The organism is Moorena sp. SIO1G6, from assembly GCF_010672795.1.
Classification (GTDB): Bacteria; Cyanobacteriota; Cyanobacteriia; order Cyanobacteriales; family Coleofasciculaceae; genus Moorena; species Moorena producens.
The window spans coordinates 327,248-340,397 of the sequence record NZ_JAAHFZ010000001.1 but is presented as its reverse complement, the minus strand read 5'-3'; the positions used below and the strand labels follow the sequence as shown (position 1 = coordinate 340,397).

The window sequence follows — 13,150 nt, the reverse complement described above, 5'->3', positions numbered from 1 at the left end:
GGGGGCGCTGGTCCGCTCTATCTGTACCTTTTCCTCCCCGCTCCCTGATGAGATGGGGCTTCCAAACATCCCAGGATTGTGAACTTAGAGCAAATTTTCCAGACACCGAATCCAATCATAGGAGTTGTGCATTTGCTGCCACTCCCTACTTCCCCGCGCTGGGGCGGTAGCCTGCAAGCTGTGATTGACCGAGCCGAGCAAGAGGTCACCGCCTTAGGCTCTGGTGGAGTGGATGGGGTGATTGTTGAGAATTTTTTCGACGCCCCATTTACCAAAAACCAGGTCGATCCAGCAGTAGTCAGTACCATGACGATCATAGTCCAGCGACTGATGAACCTGGTTCCCATACCAATAGGGATCAATATTTTACGCAATGATGCTCATAGTGCTTTGGCAATTGCTACTTGTGTAGGGGCTAAATTTATCCGCGTTAATGTTCTGACTGGGATTATGGCAACAGATCAGGGCTTAATTGAGGGACAGGCTCATACACTCTTGCGCTACCGTCGGGCACTAGGTAGTGATGTTAAGATTCTTGCTGATGTTTTAGTTAAACATGGACAACCTTTGGAATCACCGAATATCACCATAGCTGTACAAGAAACTATAGAGCGGGGGTTAGCTGATGGTGTGATTCTATCTGGCTGGGGAACCGGTACTCCTACTAATCCCCAAGACCTGGTGTTAGCCTCGGCGGCGGCTAAGGGCAAACCAGTGTTTATTGGCAGTGGCGCTAATTGGGAAAATATTTCCACCCTGATGCAATATGCTGATGGGGTAATTGTTTCTAGTTCCCTCAAGCGTCGTGGACAAATTGATCAACCTATTGACCCGATTCGGGTCAGTCAATTTGTGGAAGCAGTACGCAGTAGTGTGTCTGCTAAACAAGAACAAAAACCAATTGTTTGACCGTTGAAGGTTGAAGGTTGGCCGGTTGAAGGTTGGCCGGTTGAAGGTTGGCCGGTTGAAGGTTGGCCGGTTGAAGGTTGGCCGGTTGAAGGTTGGCCGGTTGAAGGTTGGCTGGTTGAAGGTTGGCCGGTTGAAGGTTGGCCGGTTGAAGGTTGTTCGCCCTAGGCGTTCCCTTAGGGTAGGTTGTCTGTCAGAATGCAGAATGTAGAATGCAGAATGTAGAATTCTAAATTCTAAATTCTACATTCTAAATTAAAAAATGTTGTTGGCCCTTGGCGTTCCCCTAGGGTAGGTTCAAGGTTGAGCATCAACAGTATCTCACCTTGGTTTCTGTCTATTGGTTGTTTGACTTGATAACGTAGTAGTTAGAACTTTCAAGCAACCCCTATTCCTCATTAATCTAGATTATGAGTGTGAGTCGCAGGCGTTCTGCCCCCTGGATTTATCGTTGGTCCCGTCAGCTGATTGCTGCGATCGCTGTCGTGGGTGCCCTGTTAACTGCTTATCTGACTGTGGTTAAACTGACAGGTGGTACTGCAGTTTGCAGCGCGGGTGCAGGTAATGCTTCTAGCTGTAATGATGTCCTTTCCAGCCCTTATGCTAGTATATTTGGTCAGCCACTAACCTTGTTTGGCTTCCTGGCATACACCAGTATGGCTACATTTGCCTTGGCTCCGTTGTTAGTCAAGGGAGACCCAAAGAAGGGACTTCGCTCAAAACTAGAAAATTGGACTTGGTTATTGCTGTTGGCAGGTGCAGCAGCTATGACAGTTTTCAGTAGCTACTTGATGTACTTGCTAGCGTTTGAGATCCAAGCAGTATGTCTATACTGCATCAGTTCAGCATTATTTGCCATTAGCCTGCTAGTCCTAACCCTTGTGGGTCGCAGTTGGGAAGATATTGGTCAAATTTTCTTTATCGGTATGATCGTGGGCATGATCACCTTGGTGGGTACCTTAGGGGTTTATGCGAATGTTGGGGAATCCGTGGCTACATCAGCAGATAATGGTGGTCCAATTCCCACAGCCACTGGTGCGCCAAACGCAGCGATTGGTGGCTGGAAAGTTAACACAACCTCTGGTCAATCGGAAATTGATCTGGCGCGTCATTTGACTGAGGTTGGTGCTAAGAAATACGGAGCTTACTGGTGTCCCCACTGCTATGAGCAGAAGCAACTGTTTGGAAAACAGGCATTCTCTCAAATAAATTATATAGAGTGTGCTCGTGATGGCAAAAATGCTCAGACACAAGCCTGTATCGATGCTGGAATTAAATCCTATCCTACTTGGCAAATTAATGGCGAATTGCTTCCTGGTGTCCAAACTCTAGAAGAATTGGCTAATGTCACTGACTATAAAGGCTCAAGGGACTTTAAGTACTATTTGCCAGGACGATCCTAATTGGGAAGTGTGGGAAGTATGGGAAGTGTGGGGAGATGGGGAGATTTTTATTAAGGGTAATTATCGGTTCTGATAGTAATAAGGTAAACAAGATTTTTTACCGATTCCCGATTCCCGATTCCCGATTCCCAATTCCCGATTCCCGATTCCCGATTCCCGATTCCCTAAACTTGTGAAGAATATATATTGATAGTTCAGCCAGTTGGATAATTCACAAAATCTCAATGTCGTAGTCATTGGTGGTGGAGCCGCTGGTTTTTTTGGGGCAATTACCTGTGCCACTACTCATCCCCATACCAATGTCACTCTGCTAGAAGCCTCACGCCAGCCATTATCGAAAGTGCGCATCTCTGGTGGTGGACGCTGTAATGTTACTCATGCTTGTTTTGATCCAGCCCAATTGGTGCAAGCTTACCCGAGGGGAAGCAAAGCATTGCGAGGGGCTTACACCCGCTTTCAACCTAAGGATACCATTGCTTGGTTTGGGGCTCACGGTGTTGAGCTGAAAACTGAGGCAGATGGCAGGATGTTTCCGATTACTGATACTTCCGAAACTATTGTTGATTGTCTCTTACAAGTAGCTAAGACCGCAGGGGTGACGATTCGCACTAGTAATCCCGTTAAGTGGATCTCTCGGCAATCTTCCCAACACCCGACTCCTGACACCCCACACCAGACCCCAGGAGGATTTGAAATTGGGTTGAGGAATGGTGAGACTATAAAATGCGATCGCGTTTTGATTGCTACTGGTAGCAATCCCCTAGGCTACCGTTGGGCAAAAGCCTTAGGTCACACCATCGAAACCCCCGTTCCTTCTCTATTCACTTTTAATATCCCAGACTCCCGTTTACAAGATTTAGCTGGGGTTAGTGTTAAACAGGTCTGCCTCAAATTACCCGATGCTGGTAAAACTTTGAAGGAACAAACGGGACCATTGCTAATTACCCACTGGGGTTTAAGTGGTCCAGCGGTACTCAAGCTTTCTGCTTGGGGGGCGAGAGTGTTGCACGAACACCATTATCAAATGCCCTTGTTGGTGAATTGGCTTCCTGAGTATAATCCAGACCGATTGCGCAAATTACTCCTCGATGTTAAATCCCAGTTACCTCGACGCTTCATTACTACTAGTTGTCCCATTCCTATCCCAAAGCGCCTTTGGGTGAGCTTAGTCACTAGTGTGGGAGTGGGAGCACAAGACCGTTGGGCTGAGTTATCGAAAAAAACCGTACATCAGTTAGTTCAAGAACTGACTCAGGGACGCTATTTGATTCAAGGTAAAGGGGTTTTTAAGGAAGAGTTTGTTACTTGTGGTGGTGTTAGTCTCAAAGAGGTGAATTTCAAGACTATGGAAAGCCGCCAATGTCCAGGTCTTTACTTTGCTGGGGAAATTCTGGATATTGATGGAATTACTGGGGGATTTAATTTTCAGAGTGCTTGGACAACGGGTTGGTTAGGAGGTCAAGGGATTGGAAATAGTTAGTGCTGTGGTAATTGGTAATTTGCCTTTTTTTTGTCCATTAATTGTGATAGTATGTATCTTGGGTCAGACTAGTTAGACATTTTTCAATTTCGTTGCTCCTCAAATTATTACACAACCAGGGATTGATCGTAGGTCGCGCTAGGTGAACGGCAAATTATTTCCTCAACTAACTATATTGGGTAAATTCAAATTACTCACTTACCAATATGCTCCGGAATAACTTTTGTCAGTCAATCAGGAATTTCATAATCGGATATTGCTAGGTCGTAAATTCTGAAAAACAGACTTTATGAATTTAATATAAAAGTAAAAGTAGAGAGATTTTTGGTGTCCCAATCATGTGGAATCCAAGCCAGGTTGACTATTTGGAAGTAGACCCTGTAACTCAGGAAATTTTCCAGCAGTACAAATACGCCTTAGCTTATATCGGGGTAGACTTTGACAGGGAAGATGTCCAGGCTGCTGTGATCGGTTGCTCTCAGGGTATGGAGCCCGCCTTCCAAACAACTATCTCTTACTGGATTTGGAAACAAAATAATTACGAAAAGTTTGAATATCCAAGTGCTTTCCTTATAAAAGCCCTTAACCAACAGTGGACACCTAAGTCATGGTCTAATGAGTACTTGGACAACCCCAAATTCAAGAGCCCCTGTCAGCTTTGGTGGGAGAAAGCAGCAGAAAAATTAGGAAAAGATGTTCGTAACTCCCTGATTGCGGATGTTGCAGAAAAGGAATCTGGCTATCAGTACATCTTACTCATGTCTGGTCAAACTATCTCCTTAGAAATAGTCAATAATTGGAGCTGGGAAAAATTCTATGAATATGCAATTGAGTCTAAGAGACAAGAAGAGGAGCGGATAAAAAGGTTATAAAAACTTAAGCTCAATAACAAACTAAACAAACTCAGGAAACAAATTTTTTCCGCGCTACGTGAGTAGTTTCAAAGATTGTTTCCAGACTCGACCAATCTTCCTGTTCAATCACCTCAATTATCTGGTCAAGGCGATCGCGATACCCTACAAGCGTACGCATTATCGACTCCTGATTGTAACGAGCCATCATTACTCGCAGTTCTGGATTACCACCCCCCACACGGCTAGTATCACGAAAACCAGAACTAGCTAACTGTTGGGCTAACCTCAAAACCACTGGGTCAGTCTCCTGCATACAAGCATCAATCAAACTCCCACTCACCATCACCGGTAGATGAGAAATCCATGCTACCGCTTGGTCATGGTTTTCCGGGCTTGTGATGTAAACCAATGACTTAAGCGATCGCACAATCTCCTCCACCTTCTGAAGTGCTGGTTGTGGTGTTGTCTCAATGGGGGTCAGTACATAAGGGTTTCCTACAAATAGATTCGACACCGCAGCTTCCACACCACTGTATTCCCTTCCTGACATCGGATGACCACCTACAAAATTTTCCCACAGGGGAGCTATTTCTCTAACCACTGGCATTTTGACCGAACCAATATCAGTGATTACGGTATCCTTGTAAAGATAGTTGACTAAATGCTTGACAGTAGAGGCGATCGCGGCTATTGGGGTGCAAATAAACACAACCTCTGCTGTGGCTAGGATACTTAAGTCAATACTCGCATCATCAACAATGCCGTGATCAAGTGCGAATCGACAGGTTTTTGGTTGACGAGAGACTCCCAAGACCTGATGACCTTGTGCTCTCAAGTCCAATCCCAGGGACCCACCCATCAATCCCAGTCCTACAATACCAATTTTCATTATCTCTCACCCAGATTGAGCCTATGCCATGATAAATATTAATTTTTGTTAGATTGTAATGAATGTCAGGGAAATTATCCAACAATATGCAGCAGGGGTAAGAGATTTTACAGCTGCGGATCTTACGGAACTGAACCTAAGCGGCGCTACTCTTAGTGGTGCCGACTTGAGTGAAGCTAACCTGAGTATAACTAACTTAAGTGGTGCTAACTTGAGCGGCACAAACCTCCGCCGAGCCAACTTAAACATTGCTAGACTCAGTGGTGCCAATCTCTATAAAGCCAAGTTAACACAAGCAAAGCTCAATGTCGCAAATTTGATTCGGGCTGATTTAAGAGGTGCCCAACTGATTCAGGCATCACTGATTCGTGCTGAGATGGTTCGTGGTTCCCTAAGTGGAGCAAATCTAACTGGGGCAAACCTCTCTGGTGCTGATTTACGAGAAGCCACCCTCAGACAAGCCAATCTCAGCCGCGCTACCTTCAATGAAGCCAATCTAGGGGGGGCAACCCTTAGTCAAGCCAATTTGAAGGGAGCGCACTTAAACGGAACAAATCTGCACAAAGCCGATTTCAGTGGTAGCAATCTCAAAGGGGTTGAAATCAGACAAGGAAATCTCACCTGTGCCAATTTTAGGGGAGCTGATCTCAGTGGGGCAAATCTACGCTGGGCTGATTTAAGTGGAGCAAACCTCAGTTGGGCTGATCTGAGCAACGCTAAATTAAGTGGAGCTACCTTAGTTGGGGCTGATTTGAGCAATGCCAATTTAGTTAATACCAGTTTAGTACACGCTGATCTTAGTAAGGCCAGGCTGATTAAAGCCAATTGGATTGGAGCGGATTTGACTGGTGCTACCCTGACTGGGGCAAAACTATATGCTGTTTCCCGGTTTGGTCTCAAAACCGAAGGACTGATCTGTGAATGGGTTGACTTAAGTCCCGATGGTGATCAAAGTCAAATTATCCATCTGTCTTCCGAAGCTGCCAAAACCTTTTTCAACGAGACCCTCCCAACAGTAAAGATTATCGTTGATACACCATTAGACCTCAAAGGGAATTTGGCTTTAGCCTCGATTTATAATCAGATAGCCAATGTTTCTGAAGTCCTCAATCAACCGCCCAGCATTGAGGTGGGTGTCCGCAGAACAACCATTACCTTTACGAGCAACAACGCTGACTTATTCATTATCGCTTACTTGGCCATTGTCCCCTTCAAAGATGGAGGTCAAACTCATCGCAATATTGTGACCCTATTAAATAGCCTACCCTCACGATCAATATACACTTTAAGTAATCAAAACAAACAGCAAATCAATAAATTAATTACAAATATTTGCCAAGCTATTGAGCAGATTAAACCAATTAAAACCGTTAAGTTAGCACCAGAAATTAAATCATCGGCTAACTTTTTTATTGCTCCGACTCAGACAATTATTACTAACTCTAGAGACTACTCATTAAGTATTTATTCTAATCAAGATTTTGGGAAGTATCTGATGAATCAATCAAGCTGGAGCGAGCAATCTGAAGACACTACAACACCATCAAGACCAGTATCAACCCTGCCTCCAGTGAGCCAAATTGTTGAATTTATTAAAGCCTGGGATTATTTGACCGGTTAATGGTGTAGACAACACCTAAATCTATTATAGCAATTTTTTATAGCAATTATCAGCAACGTTTGAGCGACATTGCTTATCCTTTTAAGGCAATAGGCAATAGGCAATAGGCAATAGTCAAGAGGGTTTTAAGGGAATCAGCGTCAAAAAAGACTCTACTTCATAAGTGCGATCAACCCTATCAATTAACAGAACCCAATTTTAACCAGATATCTAGCAATCCGTGTAGGAATTGTGATAATTTTTGTTCCCTACTCCCTACTCCCTACTCCCTGCTCCCTGTTCCCAGATCCGCTGTTCCCTTTGCTATCAATTACTGCTTTAGGAGTGCGTTCGCGTTCGCCTTTGGCGTGGCCTACGGCCAAGCGTCGGCTTTGCCGAATCGCTTATCTTGAACTCAGGTTAATTAGATATTTGCTTGCTCCAAATTCTAATCTGCTGATCCCAACCACCACTAACTAGGGTTTGACCATCCTGGCTCAAAGCAACAGCAACAACATAGCCCGAATGACCATTTAAGGTGCTTTTCAACTGAGCGCTCCTCATATCCCACAACTTAATGGTCTTATCCCAACTACCGCTAATCAGGGTGCTTCCATCTCTAGTCATCGTTACTGACCACACCCCATCTGTGTGACCCGTCAAGGTCCTAGTCAATTTACCAGTGTTAAGATTCCACAAGCGAATCGTGCCGTCTCCTCCACCACTGGCTAAAGTCTTCCCATCCAGACTAATCGCTACAGACGACACCGATCGAGAATGTCCCTTGAAGATACGCACTAACTTACCTGTAGCTAGATTCCACAGCCGAATAGTTGTATCTTGAGAACCACTGACTAAGGTTTTGCCATCAGGAGAGATTTCAACAGAATTCACCGAACCTAAATGTCCGGTAAGGGTATGCAACAGTTTACCCTTAGGCAGCTGCCAAATCTTAATAGTGTTGTCCCAGCTACCACTAACTAAGGTTTTGCTATCGCCACTGAAGGCTAAAGTCGCCACTGTATCTTGATGTCCAGTCAGGGTACTTAAAGGTTTACCCGTGTTAAGATTCCAGGTCTTGATCATACGGTCATCACCGCCACTGACTAAAGTTTGACCATCCGGACTAATCGCCACAGCATTCACTGCACCACCGTGACCTCGCCAGGTACGAATTAATTGACCAGTGGACAGATTCCACAGGGAGATAGTGCCATCACTATGACCACTAGCGGCCATCAATTTTTGTACTGATTTTTGTATTGATCTCCCTTGAGCAACGGTGCCAATCGCCACAGAACTCACTGAGCCAGTCCCTACTTTGAGAGTATTCGTCAACTTGTAGAAAACTGTTCCGGTCTTGGCAGACGCAGCTGTAGGAGAAACACCGACTTGAGGAGTCTTTACAGGAGTTGGCAGTTTCAGCTGAGAGCGCCAGGTTAAATAGGTGTCAATGCTAATCCCAGATGCCACAATTGTGTCAGAATCGCCCACTAATCTGACCATACCATTAATGCCAATTACCCGCCCCTGATCGTCTAATACTGGTCCACCACTCATCCCAATTCTCACCAAATTGGTATAACTCAGAGCATATCCCCTAGGAAGTTTAGAACTAGCATCCGTGAGCAGTCCTTCGCTATTAATAAACCGCCGTTGTTGAGAAGCACCTCCAGAACGGGGCCATCCAGCCACATAAACCCTTTGACCTGCACTGATTTGCTGGGAATTCCCTAACCTAGCCACTGGGTAGTTAGAGGTGCTAGTGAAAGGTAAGATCGCTAAATCTACCCCTGGCATCCGTCTGATGTAGCGGGAGTCTACAGGATAACGATTGCCATCAGGGGTTTGAATCCTGTAGATGCCAGCTTTTTGTAGCACATGAGCACTGGTCAGGATATAATATATATTTGCTTGGCGTTCAACAATTATCCCACTCCCTCCCTGTTTTGGGCCATCAATCCGGACAGTAATCTGTTGCGCAATATTTTTAGCAGCTGGTGTTGATATCACCACTGTGGGAATTGCGGCAATGATGGCGATGCTCCCAATTAAAAACCCTGGAACTAAAAACCCTGGAACTGTTTTAGATAAGATGTTCATCAAGCTTGACCGGAATCAATGGCTACGTCTCCTCTAGTTTTCCCTGTCTTGATATACCCTTTTATCTTTGAACAAGTTTCCAAAATGCTTTAGCAAATCGTTTTCCAACAATCAAATAACTTTCCGTTGTTAAGTGGACATAGTCTTGCAAAGCCAAGTCATCTGTAGTAATCATCCTCGTAGCTGGTAACTGGACTGTTTCCTGTTGCGCTTTCACGGTTTCCCAGTTCGGGAGCTTTTCTGGATCAGTAGTGGTGCCAATTTGAGCAAAAACTACTGGTAACTCAGGTTTCCCTAAGTCTTGACGGAAATCTTTTACCAAGGTAACAAATTTATCAGCCCACTGATTGGGGAAAAACGTTATCTCATCGTCTTGAGAAGGCTTTTGAGCATCTTTTTCCCCTTGAAAGAAAAGTATACCGGTGATTTCTCCCATCACAGAAGCAGCACCTACTCGCTTTAAGCAAGAGCCATAAAGGGTATCCTCACTCAGGCTTCTTTGCCACTGTTGAATGGCAGTGCCAGACTTGGCACAAGGAATCAAACCGATGATTAGCTCAGGATTGTATTTCAATAATTCAGTAGCAAACGCCATCCCCGGACCTACCCCAGCTGACTTATCTTCCGAGACTTTATCAACTTGTCCACTTGGTGAATCAATCGGTTCTTTGCCTAGATGCCAGCGGTAATCGTTTCCAAAGACAAAAACGTTGGGGTGAGTAACGGAACTAGCAGGTGTTAGCTTACCTGTTCCGGACATATTCGACTGTCCTGCCAAAATAAACAGGGACATCTTGCCTTGAAAATCTGGTGGAATCACATTGATTTCCCGAGACTCAGATTTCCGCTTAACTAAGAAGCGACTAATAATACCGTAGCGTCTGATCAACTTACCGACTGGATAATACTTCTGGAGAATAATACCAAGAAAAAGACCGATAGCTAGAACGAAAATAACTGTCCAGGTTTCCATTAATTAATTGATGCCATAATCCTCGAATAGTAAATTCAAAACATGATGTCACTGATCAGTAAGTTTCCAAAACGCTTTAGCAAATCTTTTTCCAAGAATCAAATAACTTTCCGTTGTCAAGTGGACATGGTCTTGCAAAGCCAAGTCATCTGTGGTAATCATCCCAGTAGCTGGTAACTGGACTGTTTCCTGTTGCGCTTTCACGGTTTCCCAGTTCGGGAGCTTTTCTGGATCAGTAGTGGTGCCAATTTGAGCAAAAACTACTGGTAACTCAGGTTTCCCTAGGTCTTGACGGAAATCTTTTACTAACCTAACAAATTTATCAGCCCACTGATTAGGGAAGAATCTTCGACTTGGGTAGGCTTGAGGATTAAGGGCATCACTTTCTCCCTGAAAGAATAGTAAACCTTGAATTTCTCCCATTGGTGAAGCAGCATAGGCTCGCTTTAAGCAAGAGCCATACAAAGTATCTTCACTTAGATTTTTTTGCCACTGTTGAATAGTAGTGTCCCATTTAGCACAGGGAATTAAACCAACAATCAGCTCAGGATCGTATTTGAGCAATTCAGTAGCAAATGCTATACCTGGACTGACTCCAGCTGACTTATCTTCCGAGACGTGATCAACTTGTCCACTTGGTGAATCAATCGGTTCTTTGCCTAGATGCCAGCGGTAATCGTTTCCAAAGACAAAAACTCTGGGGTGAGTAATGGAACTAGCAGGTGTCAGCTTACCACTTCCTGACATATTCGACTGTCCTGCCAAAATAAATAAGGAGATATTGCCTTGAAAATTGGCAGGAACTGGTTTGCTTTGATTATCCTTAATGGTAGAAGTGCTGAGGATACCGTAGCGTCTGAACAACTGGTCTACTTGAGCAGACTTTTGTAGTATAATACCTAAAAAAGCACCGATAAGTATACCGATAACTAGATAGGAAATTATTGACCAAGCTTTCATGATATAGCATTTTTATTTGAGATGTTAAACACTTAGGATTTTACAGTTCTCGTAGTAATGAGGTCTACAGGATTTTTTCCTTATTCCGAAGTTCCCTAGTCTGACTTTACTACTCCCTACTCCCTACTCCCTACTCCCTACTCCCTACTCCCTAAGACTTTGGAGCTCACCAAACTAATAATTGCTATCATTATCAATGACTTGTGAACTTTGTGGAAGAGATGTAGAGCGATTGACAGTTCATCACTTGATTCCTAGACAAAACACTAAGCGAAAAAAGATGAAACCTGGTCCAACGATTACTATTTGCCCTGCTTGTCATCGACAAATACATGCTTTATTCCCAAATACTCGTTTAGCTCTGGAATTGAATACCTGTGAAGCTTTGAAAAATGACCCTCAGATGCAGAAGTTTTTAGCCTGGGTCAGAAAGCAAAAGCCTGATAAGCGGGTGAGGGTTCATCGTTCTTAAGCGTTCGCGTAGCTTGACCAAAGGTCAATCGCATAAGCGCGTTTGTATCTGGGTTGTAAACACACGTATTCCATAAAAAGGCAAAAGGCAAGAGGAATCCCCCCTAACCCCCCTTAGTAAGATACTGCTGGCGAATTTAACATTTAGAAATATCAGCCTGAAGACAGCAGTCTTTATAGCCCCCCAACCCCCAATTCTGGGGGAGCATGAACTTAAAGTTACCCATCTGCTACCCTTGTGTAAACAAATATTAATTTCGCCAACGGTATCTAGTAAGGGGGGCAGGCAAGAGGGGAAAGATATACGGAGTTTTATTGGATAAAAAAATACCTCTTAGGTTTACATCTCAAATAAAAATGCTATACCTGCCATTTTTATGAAAATGATCAAAAAAATCGCTTTTTACTCTTGGTCGATGTGATTCAAACCTCGCTGGTTCATGCTTTCAAGCTGCTTGTCACCCCGTGAAAGTCTTGGCTCAGATAACTTGAAAATCCGAGATAGTCTCAATCCACACCCTTGCGCCACAATGTAACGGATTATCAGGGCGATACATCACCCGACAAGGGCCATTGACTTCTACCGTATGACCGTAAATGTTTTTAGAGCCTCGTTTTACCGTAATCACTGGATTGCGTTCCCCGGTGTTGTGATTTTGGCGAATGACTTTCTGATTAACGTGGATCACAGCCTTCGTGTAATTTGTACGCTTTGACCAATTCCGCTTTGGTCCACGAGTGCCAGGGGTGACCACTGGCATGCCATCAAACAGAGGAATCACCCAAGTTCTACCCACCTTATACGCTCCTTTGACTCTGCCCTTGCCCAGAAGGAAACGAACCCGAGTGGCAGAAACACCCAGTAATTCAGCGGCTTGTGCGGTAGAAATCATCATGAGGCAATAACCATTGCTTTAACGATACTATTATTATAACCACATTTTGGAGAAGATTCAAGGGATTAGAAAAACTATTGCATTGTCGCAAGGAGCTGGAGTGGGTGGAGTAGGTTAAGTGAGCTAAATATGTGGTGTGGGCGCTTTGAAACTATTGCATTGTCGCCATCTTAAGGAGTATCGGGGGAAGGATGGGTGGAGTGCTAGCAATAGGAGTAGTAGACTAAATAGGAGTAATGGGTTTAGTGGGTGCTGTAAAACTATTGCATTGTGGTAACAAAAAGTAGCCGGAGTGGGTGTAGTGGGTTAAGCGAGTTTAATCGGTGGTGTAGGTGTTGTAAAACTATTGCATTGTCGCCATCTCAATCAGGATCGGGCGCGGGGAGATGGGGGAAATGGGGAGACGAAATTGATCTCTAGCTGTAATTTACAGAATTGGTATAACTACAAATCAGATTTGAAACTACCCCCTGCTTCAGTCATTAATCGTAGTGGGCAGTAGGGTGGGCAGTGCCTACCAAAGCGCTTTGCAAGCTTGATTATCTGTCTGGTGCACTGCCCACCCGACATGAACCAAGCAGTAGGGTGGGCAGTGCCTACCAAAGCGCTTTGCAA

At 44.4% G+C, this 13,150-nt stretch carries 12 protein-coding genes and 1 pseudogene; 7 read left to right on the top strand and 6 right to left on the bottom strand.

The features are described from left to right. Nucleotides 1-78: 78 nt before the first annotated feature. Complete coding sequence (gene btpA, locus F6K63_RS01565) at nucleotides 79-909, top strand: photosystem I biogenesis protein BtpA (protein WP_008177609.1); 831 nt, start codon at nucleotides 79-81, stop codon at nucleotides 907-909. On the opposite strand, the pseudogene F6K63_RS37575 reads toward btpA, so the two are convergent. Beyond that, nucleotides 881-1,024 (bottom strand): annotated as a pseudogene (locus tag F6K63_RS37575) (hypothetical protein); the annotation flags it as partial. The gene btpA and the pseudogene F6K63_RS37575 overlap by 29 nt on opposite strands. Nucleotides 1,025-1,316: 292 nt before the next feature. Between F6K63_RS37575 and F6K63_RS01555 the strand changes: the two are divergent. The 4 genes from F6K63_RS01555 (at nucleotide 1,317) to F6K63_RS01540 (ending at nucleotide 4,661) form a co-directional block, all read left to right on the top strand. Next, the gene (locus F6K63_RS01555) at nucleotides 1,317-2,309 is read left to right on the top strand and encodes a vitamin K epoxide reductase family protein (RefSeq protein ID WP_287310488.1); all 993 of its coding nucleotides are present in this window, start codon (nucleotides 1,317-1,319) and stop codon (nucleotides 2,307-2,309) included. Between the two features lie 35 nt (nucleotides 2,310-2,344). Further along, nucleotides 2,345-2,485 carry a hypothetical protein gene (locus tag F6K63_RS01550; RefSeq protein ID WP_287310486.1) on the top strand — a complete coding sequence of 47 codons (141 nt, stop codon included), beginning with the start codon at nucleotides 2,345-2,347 and terminating at the stop codon, nucleotides 2,483-2,485. 26 nt (nucleotides 2,486-2,511) lie between these two features. Continuing rightward, nucleotides 2,512-3,789 carry a BaiN/RdsA family NAD(P)/FAD-dependent oxidoreductase gene (locus F6K63_RS01545; protein ID WP_287310484.1) on the top strand — a complete coding sequence of 426 codons (1,278 nt, stop codon included), beginning with the start codon at nucleotides 2,512-2,514 and terminating at the stop codon, nucleotides 3,787-3,789. A gap of 338 nt (nucleotides 3,790-4,127) precedes the next feature. Continuing rightward, nucleotides 4,128-4,661 (top strand): hypothetical protein, encoded by a 534-nt coding sequence (locus tag F6K63_RS01540; protein ID WP_287257243.1) that lies wholly within the window; start codon nucleotides 4,128-4,130, stop codon nucleotides 4,659-4,661. 31 nt (nucleotides 4,662-4,692) lie between these two features. On the opposite strand, the gene F6K63_RS01535 is transcribed toward F6K63_RS01540, so the two are convergent. After that, entirely contained in the window at nucleotides 4,693-5,532 is an 840-nt protein-coding gene (locus F6K63_RS01535; RefSeq protein ID WP_287310482.1) for a prephenate/arogenate dehydrogenase, read from the bottom strand. Nucleotides 5,533-5,590: 58 nt separating this feature from the next. Here F6K63_RS01535 and F6K63_RS01530 point away from each other — a divergent pair, with 58 nt between their 5' ends. Further along, a complete protein-coding gene (locus F6K63_RS01530) occupies nucleotides 5,591-7,153 on the top strand; it encodes a pentapeptide repeat-containing protein (RefSeq protein WP_008177617.1) in 1,563 nt (520 codons plus the stop codon). A gap of 399 nt (nucleotides 7,154-7,552) precedes the next feature. On the opposite strand, the gene F6K63_RS01525 is transcribed toward F6K63_RS01530, so the two are convergent. The 3 genes from F6K63_RS01525 to F6K63_RS01515 form a co-directional block, all read right to left on the bottom strand. Beyond that, complete coding sequence (locus tag F6K63_RS01525) at nucleotides 7,553-9,235, bottom strand: trypsin-like peptidase domain-containing protein (protein WP_008177620.1); 1,683 nt, start codon at nucleotides 9,233-9,235, stop codon at nucleotides 7,553-7,555. Between the two features lie 61 nt (nucleotides 9,236-9,296). Then, the gene (locus tag F6K63_RS01520) at nucleotides 9,297-10,208 is read right to left on the bottom strand and encodes a sialate O-acetylesterase (RefSeq protein WP_008177623.1); all 912 of its coding nucleotides are present in this window, start codon (nucleotides 10,206-10,208) and stop codon (nucleotides 9,297-9,299) included. Nucleotides 10,209-10,256: 48 nt separating this feature from the next. Continuing rightward, on the bottom strand, nucleotides 10,257-11,168 hold the full coding sequence (locus tag F6K63_RS01515; protein WP_008177625.1) for a sialate O-acetylesterase: 912 nt from the start codon (nucleotides 11,166-11,168) through the stop codon (nucleotides 10,257-10,259). A 196-nt stretch (nucleotides 11,169-11,364) separates the two neighbouring features. Between F6K63_RS01515 and F6K63_RS01510 the strand changes: the two genes are divergently transcribed. Further along, nucleotides 11,365-11,640 (top strand): HNH endonuclease, encoded by a 276-nt coding sequence (locus tag F6K63_RS01510; RefSeq protein ID WP_008177627.1) that lies wholly within the window; start codon nucleotides 11,365-11,367, stop codon nucleotides 11,638-11,640. A 478-nt stretch (nucleotides 11,641-12,118) separates the two neighbouring features. Here F6K63_RS01510 and F6K63_RS01505 read toward each other — a convergent pair whose 3' ends face one another. Further along, nucleotides 12,119-12,535 carry a helix-turn-helix domain-containing protein gene (locus F6K63_RS01505; protein WP_008177630.1) on the bottom strand — a complete coding sequence of 139 codons (417 nt, stop codon included), beginning with the start codon at nucleotides 12,533-12,535 and terminating at the stop codon, nucleotides 12,119-12,121. Nucleotides 12,536-13,150 lie beyond the last annotated feature (615 nt).

What these genes read in the sequence shown, in the direction of transcription:
- F6K63_RS01555 (WP_287310488.1), top strand. Translation starts at nt 1,317, where the DNA reads ATGAGTGTGAGTCGCAGGCGTTCTGCCCCCTGGATTTATCGTTGGTCC.
- F6K63_RS01550 (WP_287310486.1), top strand. Translation starts at nt 2,345, where the DNA reads ATGGGGAGATTTTTATTAAGGGTAATTATCGGTTCTGATAGTAATAAG.
- F6K63_RS01540 (WP_287257243.1), top strand. Translation starts at nt 4,128, where the DNA reads ATGTGGAATCCAAGCCAGGTTGACTATTTGGAAGTAGACCCTGTAACT.
- F6K63_RS01535 (WP_287310482.1), bottom strand. Translation starts at nt 5,532, where the DNA reads ATGAAAATTGGTATTGTAGGACTGGGATTGATGGGTGGGTCCCTGGGA.
- F6K63_RS01530 (WP_008177617.1), top strand. Translation starts at nt 5,591, where the DNA reads ATGAATGTCAGGGAAATTATCCAACAATATGCAGCAGGGGTAAGAGAT.
- F6K63_RS01525 (WP_008177620.1), bottom strand. Translation starts at nt 9,235, where the DNA reads ATGAACATCTTATCTAAAACAGTTCCAGGGTTTTTAGTTCCAGGGTTT.
- F6K63_RS01520 (WP_008177623.1), bottom strand. Translation starts at nt 10,208, where the DNA reads ATGGAAACCTGGACAGTTATTTTCGTTCTAGCTATCGGTCTTTTTCTT.
- F6K63_RS01515 (WP_008177625.1), bottom strand. Translation starts at nt 11,168, where the DNA reads ATGAAAGCTTGGTCAATAATTTCCTATCTAGTTATCGGTATACTTATC.
- F6K63_RS01510 (WP_008177627.1), top strand. Translation starts at nt 11,365, where the DNA reads ATGACTTGTGAACTTTGTGGAAGAGATGTAGAGCGATTGACAGTTCAT.
- F6K63_RS01505 (WP_008177630.1), bottom strand. Translation starts at nt 12,535, where the DNA reads ATGATGATTTCTACCGCACAAGCCGCTGAATTACTGGGTGTTTCTGCC.